The 23,238-nt window shown below is 64.3% G+C and carries 17 protein-coding genes; 9 read left to right on the top strand and 8 right to left on the bottom strand.

What is annotated here, in order from left to right:
• Nucleotides 1-24: 24 nt before the first annotated feature.
• Entirely contained in the window at nt 25-1,932 is a 1,908-nt protein-coding gene (locus NFH97_RS02050; protein ID WP_349624332.1) for a glycosyltransferase, read from the bottom strand.
• 9 nt (nt 1,933-1,941) lie between these two features.
• Nucleotides 1,942-3,279, bottom strand: coding sequence for a UDP-glucose dehydrogenase family protein (locus tag NFH97_RS02055; RefSeq protein WP_124802312.1), 1,338 nt, complete (start codon nt 3,277-3,279; stop codon nt 1,942-1,944).
• Between the two features lie 461 nt (nt 3,280-3,740).
• Between NFH97_RS02055 and NFH97_RS02060 the strand changes: the two genes are divergently transcribed.
• The 8 genes from NFH97_RS02060 to NFH97_RS02095 all read left to right on the top strand — a co-directional run bounded on the left by NFH97_RS02060 (nt 3,741) and on the right by NFH97_RS02095 (nt 13,965).
• Nucleotides 3,741-5,087 carry an MFS transporter gene (locus tag NFH97_RS02060; RefSeq protein WP_349624333.1) on the top strand — a complete coding sequence of 449 codons (1,347 nt, stop codon included), beginning with the start codon at nt 3,741-3,743 and terminating at the stop codon, nt 5,085-5,087.
• 403 nt (nt 5,088-5,490) lie between these two features.
• Nucleotides 5,491-7,743 (top strand): TonB-dependent siderophore receptor, encoded by a 2,253-nt coding sequence (locus NFH97_RS02065; RefSeq protein ID WP_349624334.1) that lies wholly within the window; start codon nt 5,491-5,493, stop codon nt 7,741-7,743.
• A gap of 125 nt (nt 7,744-7,868) precedes the next feature.
• Nucleotides 7,869-8,864: an iron-siderophore ABC transporter substrate-binding protein gene (locus tag NFH97_RS02070; protein WP_349624335.1), complete on the top strand. Its 996-nt coding sequence runs from the start codon at nt 7,869-7,871 to the stop codon at nt 8,862-8,864.
• 73 nt (nt 8,865-8,937) lie between these two features.
• Nucleotides 8,938-9,960 carry a FecCD family ABC transporter permease gene (locus NFH97_RS02075; protein ID WP_349624336.1) on the top strand — a complete coding sequence of 341 codons (1,023 nt, stop codon included), beginning with the start codon at nt 8,938-8,940 and terminating at the stop codon, nt 9,958-9,960.
• Between the two features lie 74 nt (nt 9,961-10,034).
• Entirely contained in the window at nt 10,035-11,105 is a 1,071-nt protein-coding gene (locus NFH97_RS02080; protein ID WP_349624337.1) for a FecCD family ABC transporter permease, read from the top strand.
• Nucleotides 11,105-11,974, top strand: coding sequence for an ABC transporter ATP-binding protein (locus NFH97_RS02085; RefSeq protein WP_349624338.1), 870 nt, complete (start codon nt 11,105-11,107; stop codon nt 11,972-11,974). Before NFH97_RS02080 ends, NFH97_RS02085 begins: the two co-directional genes overlap by 1 nt.
• A 265-nt stretch (nt 11,975-12,239) precedes the next feature.
• A complete protein-coding gene (locus NFH97_RS02090; RefSeq protein ID WP_349624339.1) occupies nt 12,240-13,040 on the top strand; it encodes an SDR family oxidoreductase in 801 nt (266 codons plus the stop codon).
• Nucleotides 13,041-13,275: 235 nt separating this feature from the next.
• Complete coding sequence (locus NFH97_RS02095; RefSeq protein WP_349624340.1) at nt 13,276-13,965, top strand: DsbA family oxidoreductase; 690 nt, start codon at nt 13,276-13,278, stop codon at nt 13,963-13,965.
• Between the two features lie 109 nt (nt 13,966-14,074).
• On the opposite strand, the gene NFH97_RS02100 is transcribed toward NFH97_RS02095, so the two are convergent.
• Nucleotides 14,075-15,013 carry an acetamidase/formamidase family protein gene (locus tag NFH97_RS02100; protein ID WP_349624341.1) on the bottom strand — a complete coding sequence of 313 codons (939 nt, stop codon included), beginning with the start codon at nt 15,011-15,013 and terminating at the stop codon, nt 14,075-14,077.
• A gap of 118 nt (nt 15,014-15,131) precedes the next feature.
• Complete coding sequence (locus NFH97_RS02105) at nt 15,132-16,478, bottom strand: APC family permease (protein WP_108449869.1); 1,347 nt, start codon at nt 16,476-16,478, stop codon at nt 15,132-15,134.
• A 290-nt stretch (nt 16,479-16,768) separates the two neighbouring features.
• On the opposite strand from NFH97_RS02105, the gene NFH97_RS02110 reads away from it, so the two are divergent.
• Nucleotides 16,769-17,503 carry a FadR/GntR family transcriptional regulator gene (locus NFH97_RS02110; protein ID WP_108449868.1) on the top strand — a complete coding sequence of 245 codons (735 nt, stop codon included), beginning with the start codon at nt 16,769-16,771 and terminating at the stop codon, nt 17,501-17,503.
• A gap of 220 nt (nt 17,504-17,723) precedes the next feature.
• Here the strand turns inward: NFH97_RS02110 and NFH97_RS02115 are convergent, their stop codons facing one another.
• The 4 genes from NFH97_RS02115 to NFH97_RS02130 form a co-directional block, all read right to left on the bottom strand.
• On the bottom strand, nt 17,724-18,092 hold the full coding sequence (locus tag NFH97_RS02115; protein WP_124802326.1) for a tautomerase family protein: 369 nt from the start codon (nt 18,090-18,092) through the stop codon (nt 17,724-17,726).
• An 81-nt stretch (nt 18,093-18,173) separates the two neighbouring features.
• Nucleotides 18,174-19,013, bottom strand: coding sequence for an enoyl-CoA hydratase-related protein (locus NFH97_RS02120; protein WP_502878686.1), 840 nt, complete (start codon nt 19,011-19,013; stop codon nt 18,174-18,176).
• Between the two features lie 174 nt (nt 19,014-19,187).
• On the bottom strand, nt 19,188-20,609 hold the full coding sequence (locus NFH97_RS02125) for a CaiB/BaiF CoA transferase family protein (RefSeq protein WP_349624342.1): 1,422 nt from the start codon (nt 20,607-20,609) through the stop codon (nt 19,188-19,190).
• Nucleotides 20,610-21,270: 661 nt separating this feature from the next.
• The gene (locus NFH97_RS02130) at nt 21,271-22,965 is read right to left on the bottom strand and encodes a hypothetical protein (protein ID WP_349624343.1); all 1,695 of its coding nucleotides are present in this window, start codon (nt 22,963-22,965) and stop codon (nt 21,271-21,273) included.
• Nucleotides 22,966-23,238 lie beyond the last annotated feature (273 nt).

The following is a 23,238-nucleotide window of genomic DNA, read 5'->3' on the forward strand; positions in this document are numbered from 1 at the left end:
GGCGCGCGGGCGGTGTGACGGTGGCTAGAGCACCTGCACCTCGAGGCGTTCCAGGGCGATCTCCTGCCCGCCCAGGGACAGCGCACAGCCGGCATCGACCGGGCAGCTCACCCTGGCCTCGCGGCTCGCGGTCAGTCCCGGCAGCCTGAGTGCCTGGGCGGCGAATTCGGGGCTCAGCGACAGCACGGTGGCGTCGCCGTCATCGGCGCCGAGCAGGCGCTCGACGCGCACCTCGTCCTCGCTGCCCAGTTCGCTGGCCAGCTGATGGTCCAGTGCCACCACGCCGGGGGGCAGGCGCAGCGCCGTGCCTTCCGGTGCCCGCACTGCCGCCTGGGACAACCAGCGGTTGTCGCTGCCAGTGTCGACCTGGTCGGCGGCAAGCTGCTTGCTCAGCAGGTTGGCGCTGGGCAGATCAGGGGCCTTGAGTGCCCCGGTGACCAGCACCAGCACCAGCACCAGTGCACCCATATGGAAGCCATGCAGCAGGTGGCCCATGCGCCGCTGGCGACGTGCCGCCCGTGGATCGTCGGGCTCGCCGGCGGCGATGCCCTGGCGCGACCAGGCCTGACGGTTGAAGCGAAAGCTGACGTAGGTCTTCAGCAGCGCACCGAAGATCTGGTTGTAGTAGAGCAGCGGCAGCCACAGCACGCTGAAGCGGCGACGCTGCAGGGCCAGCACCAGAGTCGCGATACCGCGGGTGAACAGGATCCACAGCAGGTAGGCGAAGATGAACGAAGGCCGCACGAACAGCGTGACCAGGATCGCCACCGTGGGACCGATCAGGGTGGTCCACATCGACAGCCGCTGATCGACCAGACACCACCAGGTGAACCAGCCCATGGGCCTGGGGCCGAGCTGAATAGCCCTGCCACTGGTGCGCAGCATGTTGCCGTACCAGCGACGCATCAGATCCGTGGTGGAATGAAAGAAGCGATGACGATCGGGCAGCTCCTCGAAACCACTGACGTACACGTCCGGCACGTACAGCATCTTCCAGCCGCGCTTGAGCAGGCAGAACCAGGTGGACTTGTCGTCCCCGGACAGAAACTTGAAGGTGCCGAAGCGCCAGTGGTCGATATGGTCGCTTTCGACCGTCTGGATAAACTCCCGCTCCACCGCCACATCGGCACGAAACACGCTGTAGCGACCGGTCAGCACCAGTTGGCGCTCGGAGATCGACATCGAGCTCATCATCAGGTGACGCTGGGCGTAGCGCAGGTCGTACCACTCGCGGGTAGCGTCGCCACCGGTCACCCGGGCGCGGTTGTTGGTGGTGATGGCGCCCAGGTCCGAGCGCATCAGCAGAAACGGCAGCGAGCGCTCGAGGGTGCCGGGTTCCAGCAGGATGTCCCCGTCCATCGACACCAGCAGCGACGAGGGCCCGGGCATCTGGCGCGAGATGGCACGCAGCACCTCGGCCATGGCCGAGCGCTTGCCGTCTCCGCGCTGAAACATGTAACGCACGGACACGTTGGCCGGCTGGCCGCATACGTCCATCACGTGCTGGATCACGTCGACGTCGGTGCGGTCGGACACCGAGGCGAAGATGGTGGTCGGCACGCCGTAGTTGGCGCACTCTTGCACCAGCGCCTCATAGACCGGGAAGCTCACCTCCGGCTCGATGCGAAAGGAGGTGCACAGTACGAAGAGTTCGTCCGGCCGTATGGCCTGGGCCGTGGCGTCGGCGTCACGGCGCAGCTGCGGAAAACGCACTCGGTTGTACCACAGCGAGCGCGCCGCATGGATGAACCACCAGCTGTAGCGCCAGGCACCGATGGCCCCGATGGCAAAGAAGAAGCTCTGCGACTCGGGGGAAAAGACGTCGTCGGGCAGCTCCAGTACCAGGATCGTCAGCAGCGCCAGCAACAGAAGCATGGTTGCAAGCTCGGTGACGCGGCTGGCCCTGGAGGAGGCGAAGGTCGCCTTGCTCATGCCTCCTCCTCAGCCGTTGGCCACGTGACGGCGGCCGATGGCGTGGTACTGAAGCCCCGCCTCACGCACACGGCTCGGCTCGAACAGGTTGCGTCCATCGATGATCACCGGACGCTTCAAGCGCTCGCGGATGGTGGCAAACTCGAAGCCACGAAAGCTCTTCCACTCGGTGCAGATCACCAGGGCATCGGCACCCTCGAGCGCCTGTTCGGCGGAGTCGGCCAGCGCCAGGTCGTCACGCTCTCCATACAGCCGCTGGCATTCCGCCTGGGCCTCGGGGTCGTAGGCGCGAACGCTGGCGCCGACCTCCCACAGCGACTCCATCAGCACTCGGCTCGGCGCCTCGCGCATGTCGTCGGTGTTGGGCTTGAAGGCGAGCCCCCACAGGGCGATGGTGCGCCCGGCGACATCGCCGTCCAGGGCCTCGTCGAGCATCCGAAACAGACGATGCTTCTGGCCCTTGTTGACCTGCTCGACGGCCTTGAGCAGCGCCACCGGCTGCTGGACTTCGTTGGCGGTCTGGGCCAGCGCCTTGACGTCCTTGGGGAAGCAGGAGCCACCGTAGCCGCAGCCCGGATAGATAAAGTGGTAGCCGATGCGCGGGTCGCTGCCGATGCCGTGGCGGACCTGTTCGATGTCGGCGTCCAGCTCCTCGGCCAGATTGGCCATCTCGTTGATGAAGCTGATCTTGGTGGCAAGCATGGCGTTGGCGGCGTACTTGGTCAGCTCGGCGCTGCGCACGTCCATGAAGATCATCTTGTCCTGCTGACGGCTGAACGGGCTGTAGCACTCCCGCATCAGGCGGCGGACCTCGTCGGAGTCGGTGCCGACCACGATGCGCGCACCACGACTGAAGTCATCGATGGCCGCCCCTTCCTTGAGGAATTCGGGGTTGGAGCAGACATCGAAGGCCTGCTCGGCGCCACGTTCGGCCAGGGTCTGCTCGACGGTCTGGCGAACCCGGTCGGCGGTGCCCACCGGCACGGTGGACTTGTCGATGATGACCTTGTAACCCTCCATGTGTTGACCGATGGTGCGCGCCACGCTCAACACATAGTGCAGGTCGGCACTGCCATCCTCATCCGAGGGCGTGCCGACAGCGATGAACTGCAGGGTAGCAAAGGCCACGGCCAGGGCCGGGTCGGTGGTGAAGTTCAGACGGCCGGCCTCGACGTTGCTGGCGATCAGCGTTTCCAGGCCAGGCTCGTAGATCGGGATGTCGCCTTGTTCAAGACGCGCGACCTTGTCCTTGTCGACGTCCATGCAGATCACATTGTGTCCCGCGTCGGCCAGACAGGCGCCTGTCACCAGGCCGACGTAGCCCGATCCAAAGATGGTGATATTCATGCGGTTCTATGCTCCAGCGACGAGCCGCCTCGATGCCTGGCAACGCAGGTCGACGCGTCGGTCGTTGTCGTCGAATGATCTTCCACTGCAGACCGGCGCAAGCCGCGGGCTCGCTTGAACACTGCGCGGTGGGCTCGTCGCCGGGTGCGAAAACGGGTGGTCGGGATGCCTTGCCAGTCCCTTCATCGGGCGTCCCTGGCTTGGGACGCCGAGGGCATCCCGACGCAAGGAGTGGTTCCGTCCAACTCCGAGGGGCACGTTAGGCGGCGAAGATTAATCCAGTATTAGCGGAAGGAAATTCTTTGCCGACAACCACTTGCTGACCCGATCGAGGCGCCCCTTGCCGATCAGCGGTACGCCGGACACACTGACGATTAGCGGCGGCGGCGATGGACTGGCGCCGCGGTACCCCAGACGACAACAGACTTCCGTCGCCCCCTCCCCGGACAAGCGAGGCCGCCGTGACCACATCGACTCCCACTTCCACCCTGTCGGCGGCCTGGAGCCTCTGGGCGCTGCTGCTCGGCGTCGGCCTGCTGATGCTCGGCAATGGCCTGCAGGGCAGCCTGCTCGGGGTGCGCGCCGCCGAGGAATCCTTCGGCAACACGGTCACCGGCCTGGTGATGTCGGCCTACTTCGTCGGCTTTCTGGCCGGCTCCACCCTGACCCCACGCAAGCTTCGCGACGTCGGCCATATCCGGGTGTTCGCCGCCCTGGCCTCGATCACCTCCATCGCCATCCTGGTCCACGTCATGTTCATCGACCCCTGGGTGTGGGCGGCGATGCGTTTGATGACCGGCTTCGCCTACGCCGGGCTCTACGTGGTGACCGAAAGCTGGCTCAACGGCCACGCCAGCAACCACCTGCGCGGGCGTCTGCTGGCGTTCTACATGGTCATCAGCTATCTCGGCATGGGCGGCGGCCAGTTGCTGCTGAACGTGGCCGACCCCAGCGGCATCCTGCTGTTCTTGATCGTCTCGATACTGATGTCGCTGGCGCTGGTGCCGATCCTGTTGAGCTACACCCCCCAGCCGGACACCAGCCAGCCCGAGGCGATGAACCTGCTGCGCCTGTATCGACTGTCGCCGCTGGGCACCCTCGGTTGCCTGCTGACCGGGATCGCCAACGGCACGGTGTTTGGCATGGGCGCGGTGTTTGCCGCCAACCATGGGCTGGAAACCCACCAGATCGCCGCCTTCATGGGGGCATTCATCCTCGGTGGGGCGCTGTTTCAATGGCCCCTAGGCAAGCTCTCCGACAAGACCGATCGCCAATGGGTGATCCTCATCGTCGCCGCCCTGGCCACCGCCTTCTCGCTGGCCGGGCTGCTGTTCGACCAGGGCGCAAGCCATGCGCTGACGCTGCTCGGCGTGCTGCTGGGTGGCACCACCCTGACGCTCTATTCGCTGTTTCTCGCCTGCGCCAATGACGTCCTGACGCCACAGCAGACGGTGTCCGCCAGCAGCAGTCTGGTGCTGGCGCTCGGCATCGGCGCCATCCTCGGCCCGCTAAGCACGGGGCTATTGATGGACCTGCTGGGCTCAGCTGGCTTTCTGTGGGACCTGGCGCTGATCCACGCGCTTATCGTGGTCTTCGGCGGCTACTGCCTGTGGCGCTATCCGAACCAGCCCTCGGACACCCACGGCCACTATGTCGCGGTCCCCGCCGGCACCGCCTCCCTGGGGGCGACCTGGGTCGAGGAAGCGGCCGACGATCCGGTGCAGCTCGACCTGGAACTCATGGACGCGGACGAGGAGTCCTCCCTGGAGGAAGGTCAGGTGAGCGCCGCCGAACCCGGGCGCAGCTGACAGGCCCCTGCCGAACGCGCCCGCCAGAACACGCCTACCGTCGTTTTTCCCCGCCAGTGCCTTGCGCTGGCGGGGCCCCGCATCACCGCCAATGTCCCTTCCCACCTCCAGCGGCGTCTTCTACCGCCGGCCGCCTTCTGCCAGATCGTCTTGCCCCTGGTCGTTCGCGTCAGGGCTGCTCTTCTTGCCTGGTTTCCTTTTCTTGCCTGACCTTCTCTTGGTTCCTGACCTTCTCCGCTTGCCCGGCCCCTGCACCAGGCCAATGGTGCCACTTCGCCAAAAAGTTCTGCCGTTTTGTGCATTTGTGGCATCTCGCATAGACAACTTGGCAGCGCTCATAAACACCCACCAATGGAAACGTGAATAATTTGCATTCTTAAAACATAAACAGGGAACCCCTTTCGTGCCGTACCATTCCGCTCCCCTCACCTGCCTTGTTCCAAGCCGTCTCGTTCCTGGCCACCTCGTTTCTGGCCACCTCGTTTCTGGCCACCTCGTTTCTGGCCGCCTGGCTATCGCCATTGCCCTGGCCTCCGGTGCCGCCCTGTCGACCCCGGTGCTGGCCCAGGACGCCGAGCAACTCGCCAGCATGACCGTGGTCGGTGACGACCTGCGTGCCACCACCGAATCGACCAAGAGCTACCAGGTGGCCTCCAGCACCAGCGCCAACGGTCTGACGCTGACGCCGCGCCAGACGCCACAGTCGATCAGCTTCCTGACCCGCCAGCAGATGGACGACGAGGCCATCACCAGCACCACCGAGGCGGTGGAACGGCTGCCCGGCGTCTCGGCGATCCGTCTGGACGGCACTCGCACCAGCTTCCAGTCCCGCGGCTACACCATTCGCAACTTCCAGTTCGATGGCCTGCAGAGCAATACCAGCGCGTTCTGGCCGTTCGGCGACGCCGAGTGGGACACCGCCATCTACGACCGGGTCGAGGTCGTGCGCGGCGCCACCGGCCTGATGACCGGGGTCGGCGATCCTTCCGCCACCGTCAACTTTGTGCGCAAGAAGCCGCTGGACGAGGCGGCGGGTAGCGTGACTGCCGCGGTGGGCCGCTGGGACCGGGGGCGCGGCGTGGTCGATGTCAGCACTCCGCTGGACAGCGAGGGGCGCGTCGGCGTGCGCTTCGTGGCGGCCAAGGACAGCTCGGACAGCTTCATGGACGGCGTCGAGAACGACCGCGAGACCCTTTACGGGGTGATCGCCGCCGAGCTGACCGACAACACCGAGCTCAGCGTGGGCATCGAATACCAGCACTACGACCAGGATGGCGCCTACATCGGCGTACCGCAGTACTACCTGGACGGTGGCCGTACCGACTTCGACCGCTCCACCGCCAACAACACCGACTGGGCCAACTTCTTCACCGAGAACACCCGCGCCTTCGTCGACCTGACCCACCACTTCGACAATGGCTGGTCTGCCCGCGCCGCCTACAGCTACGGCGACGCCAACTATGGCCTGACCTACAACTACCGCGGCGGCTATCCGGATCGCGAGACCGGTGTGCTCTACTACACGCCCAGCTACGCCACCGAGTCCTACCTGGTCGACTATCGCGGCGATCGCACCCAGAAGAATCTGCATGTCAGCGCCGAAGGTCCCTTCACCCTGTTCGGCCGCGAGCATCAGCTCGGCTTCGGCTACATGGACCTGCACGAGGACTACCAGATCAACAGTCGCGGCCCGGCCGGCGACGTGCCGGCGCTGGGAAGCTTCAGCGACCGCAACGACCCGGCCCTGGCAGAACCGGTCTGGGGCGAGTGGGGCCTGACCGATGACACCGTGACCGAACAGCAGGGCTACTACGCGGTATCCCGCTTCTCGCTGGCAGACCCGGTGCACTTTATCGTCGGCGCGCGCATGACCGACTGGAAGATCGACCAGGACTATCGCGGCGAGCGTGAGTACGAGTACGACAACGAGTTCACCCCCTACGCGGGTCTGATCGTCGACATCACCGACGACCTCAGCGCCTACGCCAGCTACACCGAGATCTTCAACACCCAGAGCGAGCGCTCGCCCAGCGGCGCCCTGCTGGATCCGCTGGAAGGCATCAACTACGAGGCCGGTCTCAAGGCCGAGCTGTTCGACGATCGTGCCGACGTGTCCTTCGCGGTGTTCCACAGCCAGCAGGACAATCTGGCGGTGGAAATCCCCGGGGTCTTCGTCGCGGGCACCACCGACCAGGCCTACACCACCACCGACGGCGCCGAGGTCGAAGGCTTTGAGCTCGAGATCGCAGGCGAGGTGGCCGACGGCGTCAACCTGTCCGCCAGCTACGCCCTGGTGGACGCCGAGGACGCCGACGGTCAGCAGCTCAACACCAGCTATGCCCGCCAGCAGGCCAAGCTGTTCGCCAGCTGGCAGCTGCCTGGCCGCTGGTCGAACCTGACCCTCGGCGGCGGTGCGCGCTGGCAGGGTGACACCTACCGCGACAACGACACCCCCAACGGCACCGAGAAGATCGGTCAGGGTGACGTCTTTGTCGCCGATGCCATGGCCCGCTATCGCATCAACGACAGCATGAGCGCCCAGCTCAACGTCACCAACCTGTTCGACGAGGAGTACTACTCGCAGCTCGGCTTCTATAGCCAGGGTATCTATGGCGAGCCGCGCAGCGCGCTGCTGAGCCTGACCTACGACTTCTAGCGCCCTGGAACGCCGAAACCTCGACATCCGCGTCGGGCGCTGTGCGCCCGACCGGCACTCGCGACACCACTGTCAAACCGGCTCTCCTGCGAGAGCCGGTCATCGCCTCTACAAGGAAGACCCCCATGCCCCTGATCCACCCACGCTGGCCGCTCGGCCTTGTGTTACTCGCCGCCGTCCAGCCTGTCCTCGCCGCTGGCGACGATGGCTATCCGATCGAAATCGAGCACGCGCTCGGCGTCACCGTGATCGAGGAAAAGCCCGAACGGGTCGCCACGGTGGCCTGGGCCAACCACGAGGTGCCGCTGGCACTGGGAGTGGTGCCGGTGGGGTTTCCCGCCACCACCTTCGGCGATGACGATGGCGATGGCCTCTGGCCCTGGGTGGAGCAGCGTCTTGACGAACTCGACGCCGGCCCTCCCAACCTGTTCGACGAAGGCGATGGCATCGACTTCGAGGCGGTGGCCGCGAGCCAGCCCGACGTTATCCTGGCGGCCTATTCCGCCCTCAGCCGCTCCGACTACGACACCCTTAGCAAGATCGCCCCGGTGGTGGCCTACCCCGAAGCGCCCTGGTCGTCGGGCTGGCGTGACATGATCCGGCTCAACAGCGCGGGCATGGGCATGGCCGAAGAAGGCGAGGCCTTGATCGCACGCCTGGAGGCCCAGGTGGAGCAGCAGATCACCGAGCACCCGGAACTCGCGGGCAAGAGCGCCATGCTGATCAGCCATATCAAGCCCACCGACCTCAGTCAGATCAACTTCTACAACGACAACGACGCCCGGGTGCGCTTCTTGCACGAGATCGGCCTGATCTCGCCCCAGTTCGTCACCGACAGCTCCGTTGACGGCCGTTTCGCCGGCTCCATCAGCGCCGAGCGTATCGACGAGATCGCCGATGTCGACATCATCATTACCTATGGTGGCGAGCCGCTGGTGGAGCGACTCAACGAGCATATGCTGACCTCGCGCCTGCCCGCGGTGGAACAGGGCTCGCTGGTGCTGCTCGGCAACAATCCCACCGGAACCGCGGCCAACCCGACGCCGCTGTCGATCCCCTGGGTGCTCGACGACTACGTCGAACGACTGGCCGAAGCCGCTCGCAAGCGTCAGCAACCCTGAATCAAGCGTCAGCAACCCTGAATGGAGCGTCTGGACGGGATGGATACGCACAAATGAGCAGGAAGGGAAGGATATGAAGGCAAGGCCGCTGGCGCCTGGCAGGCCACGCCATTCGCGCCCGACCGGCGTCTATCTGCTGCTGGCGGCGCTGGCCGCCAGCGTCATGATGTCGGTGGTCATCGGCGCCAGGCCGACGGATCTGACCGCGCTCATGGGTCTGCTGGATGGGCGTATCGACTCCATCGACGAAGCGGCGATCGCCAGCCGTCTGCCCCGCACCCTGCTGGGGTTGCTGGCAGGGGCCGCGCTGGCCGTGGCCGGGGCGACCATGCAAGGCCTGACCCGCAATGCTCTGGCCGATCCAGGCCTGCTCGGGGTCAACGCCGGCGCCGCGCTGGCAGTCGTCATCGGCATCGCCTGGTTCGATATGCAGCAGGCCTCTGGTTACATCTGGGTGGCCATCGCCGGCGCCGGCGCCAGTGCACTGCTGGTCTACCTGGTGGCCAACCTCGGACGAGGCGGCGCCACCCCTCTCAGGCTGGCGCTGAGCGGCGCGGTGGTGACCGCCGCCCTGACCTCGCTGACCTCCGCTGTGATTCTGCCCCGCACCGACATCGCCGGGCTGATCCATTCCTGGCTGATCGGCGGCGTCGGCGGCGCTACCCTCGATCGCATCACCCCGGTGCTGCCCTTTCTGGCCCTAGGCATTGCCGCGTCGCTGCTGGCGGCGCGCAAGCTCAACCTGATGGCGCTGGGCGATGAGGCGGCGACCGGCCTCGGCGAGCGCGTGGCCCTGGCCCGAGCGCTGGCCGCGGTGGGGGCCATCCTGCTGTGCGGGGCGACCACCGCGGCCTGTGGTCCCATCGGATTCGTCGGCCTGGTCGTGCCCCACGCGCTGCGCCTGCTGGTCGGTGCCGACTACCGCCGCCTGCTGCCGCTGTGTGCCCTCGGCGGCGCCCTGCTGGTCATCCTCGCCGACACTCTGGGCCGGGTGCTGGTCCGTCCGGCAGAACTCGACGTCGGTATCGTCACCGCCCTGCTCGGCGGTCCGGTCTTCATCTGGATCGTCCGCCGCCATACGCTGAGGTCACTGTGACGACGACACCGACCACCTCCCCGCGAGCGACGGCCACTCAAGCCATGTCCTGCCGAGCGACGTCCTCTCAAGCCATGTCCCCCCGAGCGACGTCCTCTCAAGCAAGGTCCACCCAAGCAAGGTCCACGCCGTCGACCGTCAGGCAACTGCGACGGCAACGCCAACGCCAGCGCCGGCGGATCATTGCGCTGCTGCTGTGTGCGCTGCTTGCCGGGGTCTGCCTCACCCTGATGCTGGGCCAGTCGTGGATCGACCCTGCCACGGTGATCGCGGTGCTGTCCGGCGAGCAGGTACCCGGCGCCTCCTTCACCCTGATGGAGTTGAGGCTACCCCGGGCGCTGATTGCTGTGCTGGCCGGGGCCTGCTTCGGCCTCGGCGGCGCCGCCTTCCAGACCATGCTGCGCAATCCGCTGGCCAGCCCCGACGTGATCGGTATCAGCGCCGGCGCCAGCGCAGCGGCGGTCTTCGCCATCGTCATGCTGTCGCTGCGTGGCGCTCCGGTGGCACTGGTGGCCATCGTCGGCGGTCTTGGCGTCGCCGTGCTGATCTATGCCCTGTCGTGGCGCCGCGGCGTCGCCGATACCCGCCTGATTCTGACCGGCATCGGCCTCGCCGCCATGCTCCAGAGCGCCATCGCCTACCTGCTGACCCAGGCCCCGGCCTGGCCACTGCAGGAGGCCATGCGCTGGATGACCGGCAGCCTCAACAGCGTGCACCTGGATCAGAGCCTGCCCCTGCTGCTGGCGCTGATCGTGCTTGGCCTGCCGCTACTTCACTTCGCCAGGGACCTGGAGGCGATGCGCCTGGGCGATGACATGGCCCGGGGGCTCGGTGTCAGGCTGTCGCTCACCCGCCTGGGCATCGTGGTCGCGGCGGTGGGGCTGGTCGCCTTTGCCACCGCGGTGACCGGGCCGATCGCCTTCGTCGCCTTCCTCAGCGGCCCGGTCGCCGCCTGGTTGATCCGTCACAACGGCTCGGTGCTGATCCCCGCTGCCCTGGTCGGCGCCCTGTTCGTGCTGCTGGGTGACTTTATCGGCCAGCATCTGCTGCCGGCCCGCTATCCCGTGGGGGTGGTCACCGGCGTGATCGGCGCCCCCTACCTGATTACCCTCGTCATGCGCGACAACGCCCGAGGATCCACCTGATGACGCCTACCCGACTCAGTGCCCGAGGCCTGACCGCCGGCTACCGTGACCGAGCGGTCCTCGACAACATCGATCTGGAGGTCAAGCCAGCGGGTATCACCGCCATCGTCGGCGCCAACGCCTGCGGCAAGTCGACCCTGCTGCGTTCGCTGTCACGCCTGCTGGCGCCGCAGCGCGGCCAGGTATTGCTCGACGGCCACGACCTGCACCGGCTGCCCGCCAGGCGCCTGGCCCAGCGCCTGGGCCTGCTGCCTCAGGCGCCACTCGCCCCTGAAGGCATCACCGTGCTGGAGCTGGTCAGCCGTGGCCGCCACCCCCACCAGGGCATGTTTCAGCGCTGGAGCCGCGAAGACGATGACGCCGTCAGCGAGGCGCTGGAAGCCACCGACACCACCGGCCTCGCCGAGCGTGTGCTGGAGGAACTGTCGGGCGGCCAGCGCCAGCGGGTGTGGATCGCCATGGCCCTGGCCCAGCGCACCGAGGTGCTGCTGCTCGACGAACCCACCACCTATCTCGATATCCATCACCAGGTCGAGGTGCTCGATCTGCTCGAGGACCTCAACCGCCAGCGCGGCACCACCATCGTCATGGTGCTGCATGAGCTCAACCTTGCCGCGCGCTACGCCGATGAGTTGATCGCCATGGCCGCCGGCAAGGTCTACTCAAGCGGCCCGGCCAGTGAGGTGATGACCACCACCATGGTCAGGGAGGTATTCGGACTGGACAGCCACGTCTTCGCCGATCCCGTCAGCGGCCGCCCGATGATGGTCCCGCTGGGTCGACAGGACCGCAGGCCACACTCGCAGGCAAGGGCAGTGCACAAGGATCGTCGATCGACGGTCCCCGACACCGAAGCGTCATCATCGTGACATGACCTCGGCAGCACGCTGGGACTCGCGGTGGCGACGGTCGGCCGCCCTGATCACGATGCTGGCCATGATGTTGGCCAGGATACGGGCCAGGGTGCCGACGCGATGCTGGCGCGATGGTTGAGCAGCGCCGCCGCGGCACGTTAGGGTCCCGGGCTGACAAATGCCCAGAGGCAAGCGCCCAGTGGCAAGCGCCCAATGGCCTTGCCAGGCGCTACGCCCAGGCGTGCCGCGACCGTTCCTTTTCCCAGACAGGAGCACGATGATGAAGACCATTCTGATCACCGGCGCCGGCAGCGGACTCGGCGAAGGTACGGCACTGGCCCTGGCCAGGGCGGGACACAAGGTCATCGCCACCACGGAGATCTGGCCCCAGGTCACCTCGCTCAAGGAAAAGGCCCGGCAGCAGGAACTGACGCTAACCGTCGAAAAGCTCGATATCACCGACAAGCGCGATCGGGACGCGGTGTTTTCCAGCTACGGACACCAGGTCGATATCGTGGTGGCCAACGCCGCCATCGGCGAGACCGGCCCGCTGGCCGAGATCCCGGTGGACCGGGTACGCCGGGTGTTCGAGACCAACGTCTTCTCGACCCTGGAATTCGTGCAGCCCTACGCCCGCGAGTTCGTCGAGCGAGGCAAGGGCAAGATCGTACTGACCTCCTCCATCGCTGGTTTCACCACCTTCCCCTACCTCGGTCCCTACGTCGCCTCGAAGCACGCCCTCGAAGGCATGGCGCAACTGCTCTACGAAGAGCTCGCCCCGCTGGGCGTCAAGGTGGCCACCCTCAACCCCGGCCCCTTCCGCACCGGCTTCAACGACCGCATGTACAACACCCTGGACCAGTGGTACGACCCCGACGCCTGCTTCACCCCTGAAAAACCGATTCGCTCGGTGCAGCAGCAGTTTGCCGGCGACGACCTGCAGCAGGACCCGGCGGCGATGATCGACGAGATGGCACGACTGATCCCGCTGGACGAGCACCGCTTCCGCAATGTCTACCCGGACAGCTTCGAGGCCAGTGCCAGGGAGTATCAGGATGGGCTATGGGATCGCCTCATCTAAGGCTTGTCCGAAAAGTGCCTGCGCTCGGTAATACGGCGTTAAAAATCGGATCAACATGCTCATTTACACCCCGTAAACTGCGCTGTCTCACCGATTTTTGCCTTGTCTAACCTTCGCTCGTCGACTTTTCGAATAAAGCCTGGGCGCCCCTGTTGATCGTGTCCCGGGGCCTGTAAGGTTGGTTGCCCTGCTAACGACCAACCCGGGACACCTTTCTTCAGGAGTAGAGGCCGACATGCCCACATCCCCAGATAGCCACGACAGCGACACCACCATCACCGTCGACATCGTCTCCGACGTCGTCTGCCCCTGGTGCATCATCGGCTACCGCCAGCTCGCCGAGGCGGCGCGCCAGAGCGGGATAGACATCGAAGTGCACTGGCACCCCTTCGAGCTCAATCCGCAGATGGGCGAGGAAGGCGAAAACCTGCGCGAGCATATCGCCGCCAAGTACGGCACCAGCGATGAGGACTCGCGCAGCGCACGGGAACGGCTCACCCAGATGGGCGCCGACCTCGGCTTCACCTTCAACTACACCGATGACATGCGCATGGTGAATACCTTCCGCGCCCACCAGTTGATCGACTGGGCGGAGCAGCGCTCTCCAGATGAAGGCCACCGCATGAAGCAGGCCCTGTTTAGCGCCTTCTTCACCGAGCGCCGCGACCTCCACCGAATCGACGTACTGGCCGATGTGGCGGCGAGTCTCGGCCATGACTGCGACGAGGTCGTGGCGATGCTCGAGTCGGGCGAGCGTGGCGAATCGGTACGACAGCGCCAGGCCTTCTGGCAACAGCAGGGCATCAGCGGGGTACCCGCCATGGTGTTCAACCGCCGCTACCTGGTCACCGGCGCCCAGGGCGTCGAGAACTACCAGGAAGTCCTTGCGCAGGTGGCCGCCGAGCGAGCCGAAGTGACGTCATGACGACAACGCCGGGTGCCACAACACCCGGCGTTATTGGTCAGGCCCGCGGGCCTGACCCTACGTTCTGACGAACGGAAAGGTCAGTTCAGCCCAACCCGGGATCATACACCTAGATGGCTCTGAGACTCTTCGAGCGGAAGATCGACCGAGGCATGTAGAAGGACACCACCCAGTTGGGCTGATCGACGATCTCGCTGACCCGTAGCCGCCCTGCCACGCTGCAAAGCGCGTAGGCCAGCTGCTCATCCATGCCGGCCTGACGGTGCAACCGATCGATCATGAAGCGCACCGCGTCACGGGCGCCCTGCATCAGCTCCGGCCCCACCCCGGTGGTGACCAGAAAGCCCGCATCTTCCTCGCTCGACGCTCCCGGCGGCACGTCGAACATCGGCGCAGGAATATTGCCCGCCTTGTGCAGACGCAATGTGGCCGTGGCGGCCATGCGGGTCTCTACCGCGGTTCCGCAGACCTCTCCGTCGCCCTGGCAGGCGTGGGTATCGCCGATACTCAGAAGTCCTCCCTTGACCTGCACCGGCAGGTACAGCCGAGCTCCCTTTACCAGGTCGCGGATGTCAAGATTGCCGCCGCAGATGCGCGGCGGCACGATGGAGTGCTGCCCCGGCTCGGCAGGCGCGAGCCCGATGGTACCGGCGAAGGGCCGAAACGGAATCACGATGTCCTCGTCGAAGTACACCGACTCGCTGTCGTACTCCGACACCTTGAGCCAGGGCGAGGTGAAATCGTCGGCCAGCAGCCCGAAACCCGGGATCAGCCCCGTCCAGCCCCACTGCCCCGGTTCGAAGTCGACCAGTTCCACCTCGATCACATCGCCGGGTTCAGCATCCTCCATATAGAGGGGGCCACACACCGGATTGAGCTCCCCTGCCGGCAGTCGGGTCAGCGCGTCGGCCTGGCTGTGTCGGGTAATCAAGCCACCGCTGGCATCGAGAATATCGAAGCGCCGAGTATCACCGGAACTGATCGTTTCCTGCGGCTCGAGGGCGTGGTCAAAACAGTGATGAACGTCGTGTATCGTCTTGATCTTCATTCTTGTGTCTCCACCTCGAGGCGCCGGTCGTCTCCGCCGACCGACGCCTCGAGTGTTTTCAATTGGCCCTGGGCGCTGTTCTCAACATCGACTAGCGCAGGCACTTTTCAGGCAAGCCTTAGATTTCCATCTGCACGGCACGTCCACCGCGCTTGGCAAAGGCGTAGACGCCGACACCGACAACCGCCCAGGCCAGCCCGATCAGCACGGTATAGGACTCGAACCCGCTCCAGATGTAGCCGACCACGGCCAGGCCGAGCAGCGGACACAGGATATGCAGGAAGGGATTGGCGGCCTTCTTCTTGAACACGAAATAGTAGAGCGTGGTGATGTTCAGAATGATGAAGGCGGTCAAGGCGCCGATGGTCACGATGGAGGTCAACAACGCCAGCTGCTGCATGAAGGCGATCCCCGCGACGATGGACACGGCACCGACCAGCAGCGCACTGACGTAGGGCGTCTTGAAGCGCGGGTGAACGCGAGCCAGCGGCGCCGGCAGCAGCCGATCACGGCCCATGCTGTAGAGGATTCGCGCGGTCGCGATCTGGGCCACCAGGGAGTCAGCGACACCCCAGGCGATAGCGGTGGTCGCGGCGGTCAGCACCGCCAGCCAGCCGCCCCCGGCGATACGTGCGGTTTCATAGAAGGCGGTGTCGAGATTGTTGAACGAGGCGGGATCGGGCTGGATCAGCGCCGCCACCCAGGTCTGGGCGATGAACAGGCCACCGATGATCAAAAGCACCAGGAAGATCGCCTTACTGACCGCCTTGCCACCGCCCTTGGCCTCTTCTGCCAGGGTGGAGATGCCATCGAAGCCGAGAAAACTGAGCACCGCGATCGGCACCGCAGAGATGATCAGCCCCAGCGAGAAGTCATCGGCATCGTAGACCGGGGCCATCGAGAAGACCGCACCGTTGACGTTATTGCTGATGGCCACCACCCCCACCACCAGAAACACCGCCAGCACCAGCAGTTCGGCCACCAGCATCCAGCGGTTGAAGGCGGCGGTAAAGCTGATGCCGCGAATATTGATGTAGGTGTTGAATACGACAAAGGCCACCACCAGCAGGATCGGTGACAGCGACGGGAAGATGTCGTGAATCGCCAGCGCCCCCACCACGTACAGCAGCGCCGGAATCAGGATGTAGTCCAGCAGCATGATCCAGCCCGCAACGAAGCCGGCAAAGCTGCCCGCCCCGCGGGACACGTAGGAGTACACCGAGCCTGCTACCGGGAATTCCTTGGCCATCTGGGAGTAGCAGATGGCGGTAAACAGCATCCCAACAAGGCCGATGACATAGGCGGTGACGATCATGCCACCGCTGGCGCTCATGACGTGGCCGAAGATTCCGAAGGGAGCAATCGGCACGATGAAGATCAGGCCGTAGATCACCAGATCTCTCAGCTTGAGCGTTCGTGAGAGTTCCTGGGTGTAGCCCAGACTCTCCAGGGTATTGTCACTCATCGGTGACCTCCTCTTGTTGTAGTTGGCAAGGCGGGGATCTCCCGCCATCGAGCGGTCGTAGACGTCCACCGGGGGCGAGGCTGCCTGCGTGGCGACACTGGGCGGCCTCTTGCTGTGCATTCCCTTGGCCGGTCAAGAATCTGACGGCGCCGTGTATACTCGAACCCGCCGGTAGACCCGGACGCGGCTCGCGACCGGCGACAGTGCGCCTGACACAGCGACGTTGACCGCTTCATTTTTAGAAAATCACACTTAAAGGTATTGTGACAATACCTTTTGGAGAGAATCCTATGCTTGAACCGTCTCGAACCGACCTGCCAGGCGCCGGCGGCGCCCGCTCTGCCACCCAGGAGCTGGCGGACCGGATCGTGACGGCGATCGCCATCGGCGCTTACTCCCCCGGGGATCGCCTGCCGCCGGAGCGCGACCTGGCGGAGCGCCAGGGGGTCAGTCGCGTCACCGTCCGCGGCGCCTTGAAGATCGTGGGCGAGCTTGGCCTGATCGAATCCCGCCGTGGTCGTGATGGCGGTACCTTTGTCACCTTCAAACGGGTCGACGAGGCCTCGCCCAACACCGCCCAGCGTATCCTCGGACAGGAGCTGCCCCAGCTCAGGGACTTCTTCGACTATCGCTGTCTGGTGGAGGGGCTGGTGGCCAGAACCGCCGCCGAGCGTCACGACGAGGCCCAGGCCAAAACGTTGCAGGCGCTGCTGGACCGCTTCTGCGACACCGACGACGCCTCCGTCGCCCGCCAACTCGATGAGCGCCTTCACGACTGCATCATGGCGATGGCCGACAATCACCATCTGGTCGCCCAGTCACGTCAGCTGACGGCGCGAGCCACCCTGGGATTCGGCTCCGAGCCCTACCCTGCCGAATCATTGCCAAGGGCAAGACGGGAACATCGTGAACTGGTCCAGGCCATCCTCGAGCGACGCGCAGACGACGCCTTCAGCGTCGCCCAGCATCACTTCACACTGACGCTTGCGATCATGGAGCATTCACTGGATGGGCGACCGCTCTAGCCCGACTCCCGGGAAAGCGGCTTTGGTGAGCGCCTTTGATAAAGGACTTTGCAAGCGGCTTTGGCGAGGGGTTTGATGAGGGGCTTTGCTGAAGTGCCTTGGCAAAGAGTTCAGAAATCAAGGAAGAGAACCGGTGGACGAACGAGCCGGGCAGGCCCTCTGATTCGCCTAAAAAATGGCCCGCTATTCGCGGGCCATGGTCGTCTCGGTGCATCCGTCTTCAGGCTTCGCAGAACTGCGCCACGCCATCCCTGAACGACCAGTCGATGTCCTGGTTCTCGGTGATGGTGATCATGACGTTGTGCGGGGGGATGCCGGGGTTTTCGGCAAGTGACTCGACGACCCTGGCGTAGAACGCCTTCTTGTCGGCGTCCGGACGGCCACTTCGCATCACCAGGTGCATCATGACGCGATCCGAATCACGCCGTTGCAACTGCAGGTTCTCCGGCTCGCACTCATTGATCACCTGATAGCGATCGTCGTCTGGGAAGCCCATGGTATCGATGACGGCGGCGTTAACCTGATCCGCCACGGCCCTGACGTAGTCTCTCGACTTCCCTTTCACTAGATTGATCGTCACAAACGGCATCCACCCCTCCTGCCCCGGTCAATGATTGACGCTCTGTATTCGACGCTGTTGGTCGTCTTTCGTCGCTAGCTCGGCAGACGTCTAGCGATGGCGGAAGACCGGCGCACGCTTCTTGACGAAGGCATTCATGCCTTCCTTCTGCCCCTCGGTGGCAAAGGCCGCCTGGAACAGTAGACGCTCCTGGCGCAGGCCTTCCGCCAGCGGGGTCTCGAAGGCCGCGTTGACCGCTCGCTTGGCCATCTTGACGGCTGGCGCGTTGTAGCCTGCGATGGTGTGCGCCGCCTCGAGGGCAGTCTGCATCAGCTCATCCTTCGGCACGACTCGCGCCACCAGCCCGATCTCCTTGGCCTCCTGGGCGCCGATGTTGCGACCGGTCAGCACCAGGTCCATCGCCATCGCCTTGCCGACCGAACGTGCCAGTCGCTGGGAGCCACCGATGCCGGGCAGGATCCCCAGCTTGATCTCGGGTTGCCCGAACTGGGCGTCGTCGGAGGCGATGATCATGTCGCACAGCAGGGCCAGCTCGCAGCCGCCGCCCAGCGCAAAGCCGGCCACCGCAGCGATGATGGGCTTGGAAATCTGGCGCACCTCGTCCCAGGGGGCCAGGAAGTCATCCATGTAGAAATCGGTGAACGACTTCTCGGCCATCTCCTCGATATCGGCGCCGGCCGCGAAGGCTCTCGGGTTACCGGTAATCACGATGGCACCGATGCCGGGGTCGGCGTCCAGCTCGCGCAGTACCGCGAGCGTTTCTTCCGCCAGTTGGCGATTGAGTGCGTTCAAGCTTTTCGGGCGATTCAGGATGATCAGCCCGACCCGTTCACGGCGTTCCACCACGATCATCTCTGGCTCACCGTCACCTGCCTCAAACGAAGCCTCCGAGGCGACATTCTGTGTTTGTTCTTCGACCTTCTTGTTCATCTCTTGTCTCCTGACGTTACCCGTAAACCAGCTGCGTATCGGTTCAATACGCTCCCACCTGCGGCCGCCACCTCGCCTGGTCGTGATGCGACCTGACAGCGCCGCGCCACACCGGATATTCACGACCCGGTATCGCCAAGCGGCGTACATCTGATGAAAAAACGCGTCTGACGACTATGGTTTTCCGACCCGCTTGCCCAGATCTCGAGCGGGTTCTTGACCCTGTTTGTCGGAGGCCGACTGGCCACCCTTTATCCGGGTGGCGGCGCTGCCACTCGCCTTGCGCGAGTCTTGCCTGGCCATCGCTGCTTGATCGCTCTGGGCTCCTCGACGTTGCCCCGAGGATGTCGCGTCGGCCTTGGCCGACCGCGCCTTGTCGGCTTGCCCTGGCGTGGAAGGCAGGCAATAGGAACCGTGACGTGCCATCAACTCATCGAGAATGGCCTGTCGATGTTGACCCAGGCCTGGCGCCACAAGCGGTGTATCGCTGCCAAGGTCCACCCTGCCGGTCATCTTTATCGGGTTGCCCGCTGTCCTGAAGGGCTTCCCAGCGCTTCCCTGGACCTGGACGATCATGTTTCTCGCCTTCAACTGGGGATGATCGAGCAGTTTGTCGATGGTGTTGATCGGCGAGCAGGGAACGCCTTCCTCGTTGAGCAGGTCGACCCAGTGCTGCACGGGCCTGGTCGTCAGGATGCGCTCCATCTCCTCCACCAGCGCCGGGCGATTCTGGCAGCGAAGATCATTGGTGATGAACCGGGGATCGAAGGCCAGTCGCGAGGCGCCGATGGCATCGGCCATCAGCAGAAACAGGGTGTCGTTGCCGGCGGCGATGACCAGCTTGCCATCCTCGGCCTTGAAGCTTTCGAAAGGCGCCAGCGACGGGTGGCAATCACCGGTTCTATTCGGCACGACGCCTTCGATGTCGTAGCGTGCCAGCGCCGTTTCCATCATCGCCGCCTGGCAGTCCAGCATGCCGATATCGACACGGGTCCCCTGGGCGTCCTTGGTTCGGCTATACAGCGAAGAAATGATGCCCACCGCCGCAAACAGGGCCGCGCTCAGGTCGCCAAAGCTGGTACCGACTCGGGCCGGTTCACCGTCCGGCCAACCGGTCAGACTCATCACGCCGCCCATGGCCTGCACCACCATGTCGTAGCCTGGCAACTCGCTGAACGGGCCGGTGTGACCGAAGCCTGAAATCGAGGAATAGATCAGGTGAGGATGGGTCTGGGCGAGGCGCTCCGGACCATAGCCAAGACGCTCCATGACCCCGGGTCTGAAGTTCTCCACCAGCACATCGGCCTCGTCCAGCAGGCGCTCCAGCAACTCGCGATCACGCGGCGACTTGATGTCCAGTACGATGCTTTCCTTGTTTCTATTGAAGCAACTGAAGTAGGCACTTTCGTTTTCGACAAAGGGGCCGAACTCTCGTGTGTCGTCACCGGTGCCGATCTTCTCGACCTTGATGACGCGGGCGCCAAGGTCCGCCAGGACCATGGTGCAGTAGGGCCCTGCAAGCACCCGCGAGAAGTCCAGTACCGTCACGCCGTCCAGAGGCCCTTTCTTTGGTTCGTCCAGTGGTGTGTTGGCCATCAACTTGTCTCCTGTGTTGTTGTATCGAGCGCCAGCGTCAGCTGGCGACTGGCCACACCGGAGGCACGGTGGCAGGCGTGCTGATGGCCCGGAGAGGCAGGTTCACCGATCTGGCCAGCGACGAGATGGGAAGCGATAGCGGTCATGGGGATCGGCCCTTTATAAAATTTGTTTAATCTGCACCGAGGGGAATCGACCCTTAGCGGGGCTCCTTCTTGGTTATGCCTCAGAATATGGGGACCACAGACCAGTACAATTCAGTTATTCGCAACCCAGATATAAGTTTTGAAAATATCAAAACCCACTAAGTGAGAACCCGATACGGTACTCACCGCCCGAGGCGCGCCAGCATCACGATGGTGTGCCCAGCCGATCGACATCACGACGACATCTCCCGCTGGTGAACATGTCCTGGCGTTGCATCTAAAGTTGAAGCTACAAACAACGACGCCCGGGGGACCGGACAGTATTGGGCGTGCACGGGTTAGGGATGGTGTTCGAGTGCCGCTGCCTGGCCATCGGCGTGCAGGGGGCGGACAACTACCGCAAGGGGCTTGAGCTGGGGTCGGTCGAGCAGGCCGATGAGGCGTCATGGCCTGAAGTCGAGCGCGGACGGTCTGAAGAATCGCTTTCAGGCCCCAGCCGCGCCCTGTTGCAGATCTTAAATCGCCTGCCATGCCTCCGGCAGTTCCACATGCCCACTCAGTGCCGATCCGACAAAGGAGGCGGCAGCCTCGAGTCCGGCCAGCGCCATGGCGCCACCTTGCCAGCCGAAGATGCCGTTGCCCGAGTCACGAGAAGATTCAGCGCTGAAGGAAGCCTCGTCATCGAACAGGTCACCAAGGTGAAGGGCGTCATCACGGGCCCCGACCGAGGAGACGCTATCGCCGGCATCGGCAAGCGAGACCTCTTCCCTCGACCACTCGGCGCCTTGGCCGTCCTGAGGTGCATCAACGAAGGCAATATCGCGATCGAACCAATCGAATCGAAACTCGTCTTCCAGACGATCGTCTTCGATAACGTAGCGCAGGCCGGGACCGGCACCGCGAAAGCCGCCGCCGTACTCGAACTCGATGCGCTCGATGCCGCTCGCCAGGGTCAGGGAATCATGGCCGGACACGCCAATCCGCCCATCGTCCAGCCGGTAGACCTCGTAGTCGTCCGCCTCTCCCTCGAATAGCAGCGTGTCAGTGCCCTGCCCCCCTTCGACCTGATTGGTGCCGGTCGAGACCCGGATCTCGTCGTCTCCGGCAAAGCCTTCGATGTAATCATCGGACGCGCCGTCACGCAGCAGGTCGTCAAAGACACTGCCGACAATAAAGGCCGGCTGGCCCGCGTGATTGGATGTCGGCGAGTCGACGTCGCCCACCCAGTGTATCGCGCGCCCGGCAGCACCAAGCGAGGACACCACCACTACGCAGTCCTGACTCATCAGCTCATAAAACGATGAGGAGACAATGCGCGCGACCGCGTCCGACGTGATGCCACCGAGATGCGCGCCCCAGGCGAAGGGATTCAGCCCGCTGTCGCTGGCCAACAGCCAGGGCGACTTGCTGTAGACGGCATCGAACAGCACCAGATTGTCCACGGAGCTTGAGTAGTTCTCATCGCTGTTCTCCAGAAAGCCATCGAAGCCCTCGAGCGCCGACTTCAGATCCTCGTGGTCACCGACGAAACGATGGATGACGTCGTTCTCGAAACCGATATTGAGTACGTTGTCGGCTTCGAAGATCAGCGGTGACGCATGGCCAAGATAGTGACTGTCAGCGAAGAACCCGCCCGCCAACTGATCCGAGAAGCGCGCCTGGATATTGGCCAGCGCCCCACCCAGGCTATAGCCGGTAATGATGGCGTCATCACCCTCAAGCCCATGCTGGTCCATGAACGACGCCACCCCGGACAGCACGGGTGCCATGGTCTTCGCGATCTCCTTGCCGGAATTCAGAAAGGAGTAGTCGACGATATCTACCGGGGCATTGGTACCGGCATAGGCCACGCTGACGCGGCTGATGTTGCCCAGGGCGTCCTGCTCGGCCAGGACCTTGAGCTGGGGGCCACGGGAGACATTGCCGAGCAAGGGGCTCTGAAGCGTGATGTAGCCATCGACGTCCACCAGAGAGGATGGCAACCCCAGTTCGCTGGCCGAGACTTCTCGCCAGCCACCCGGCAGGCCACTGGTGACCTGATTGGCTGAAAAGGTCCCCGGTCCTGCGATGTTGTCCAGGGTCACCAGCATCTGTCCAAGGGGAAGCCCGAGCGCACGGTCTGTCTGCGAGTAGGTCGCCAGCGCATGCGAGGTGACGGCGAGCTCGGCAGAGGCCGACGAGTCAAGCCCGGAGATCGTAAAAAGTGGCATAGAACATCCTCACCTGTGAACTTCCGCACAAGAAAAGACAACAGCCTAGCCCAGTTTCTACGCTTTCCGACCCCATCATTGCTTCACCGACTTTTCAGGCAAAGCAGCTGCGATAAAGCGTCGAAAAAAGAAGCGATATGGAAAGAAGATTCCTCCCATCCATCTTGTATTTTACGAGCTATCAAGACGGTGAGTTTTACCGGACCACCATGCCCGAACCAGTGTCGATCGCTGCGTAGATGTGCCCGAACGGTGCCCTGGCAATGGCCCGCC

It is taken from the genome of Halomonas sp. SCS19 (genome assembly GCF_040147015.1).
Classification (GTDB): Bacteria; Pseudomonadota; Gammaproteobacteria; order Pseudomonadales; family Halomonadaceae; genus Halomonas; species Halomonas litopenaei.

Excerpts from the sequence above, each read along its gene's own strand:
- NFH97_RS02130 (WP_349624343.1), bottom strand. The coding sequence starts at position 22,965 with ATGCCACTTTTTACGATCTCCGGGCTTGACTCGTCGGCCTCTGCCGAG.
- NFH97_RS02115 (WP_124802326.1), bottom strand. The coding sequence starts at position 18,092 with ATGCCGTTTGTGACGATCAATCTAGTGAAAGGGAAGTCGAGAGACTAC.
- NFH97_RS02100 (WP_349624341.1), bottom strand. The coding sequence starts at position 15,013 with ATGAAGATCAAGACGATACACGACGTTCATCACTGTTTTGACCACGCC.
- NFH97_RS02095 (WP_349624340.1), top strand. The coding sequence starts at position 13,276 with ATGCCCACATCCCCAGATAGCCACGACAGCGACACCACCATCACCGTC.
- NFH97_RS02075 (WP_349624336.1), top strand. The coding sequence starts at position 8,938 with ATGAAGGCAAGGCCGCTGGCGCCTGGCAGGCCACGCCATTCGCGCCCG.
- NFH97_RS02120 (WP_502878686.1), bottom strand. The coding sequence starts at position 19,013 with ATGAACAAGAAGGTCGAAGAACAAACACAGAATGTCGCCTCGGAGGCT.
- NFH97_RS02080 (WP_349624337.1), top strand. The coding sequence starts at position 10,035 with ATGTCCCCCCGAGCGACGTCCTCTCAAGCAAGGTCCACCCAAGCAAGG.
- NFH97_RS02125 (WP_349624342.1), bottom strand. The coding sequence starts at position 20,609 with ATGGCCAACACACCACTGGACGAACCAAAGAAAGGGCCTCTGGACGGC.
- NFH97_RS02110 (WP_108449868.1), top strand. The coding sequence starts at position 16,769 with ATGCTTGAACCGTCTCGAACCGACCTGCCAGGCGCCGGCGGCGCCCGC.
- NFH97_RS02055 (WP_124802312.1), bottom strand. The coding sequence starts at position 3,279 with ATGAATATCACCATCTTTGGATCGGGCTACGTCGGCCTGGTGACAGGC.
- NFH97_RS02070 (WP_349624335.1), top strand. The coding sequence starts at position 7,869 with ATGCCCCTGATCCACCCACGCTGGCCGCTCGGCCTTGTGTTACTCGCC.
- NFH97_RS02105 (WP_108449869.1), bottom strand. The coding sequence starts at position 16,478 with ATGAGTGACAATACCCTGGAGAGTCTGGGCTACACCCAGGAACTCTCA.
- NFH97_RS02090 (WP_349624339.1), top strand. The coding sequence starts at position 12,240 with ATGAAGACCATTCTGATCACCGGCGCCGGCAGCGGACTCGGCGAAGGT.
- NFH97_RS02050 (WP_349624332.1), bottom strand. The coding sequence starts at position 1,932 with ATGAGCAAGGCGACCTTCGCCTCCTCCAGGGCCAGCCGCGTCACCGAG.
- NFH97_RS02085 (WP_349624338.1), top strand. The coding sequence starts at position 11,105 with ATGACGCCTACCCGACTCAGTGCCCGAGGCCTGACCGCCGGCTACCGT.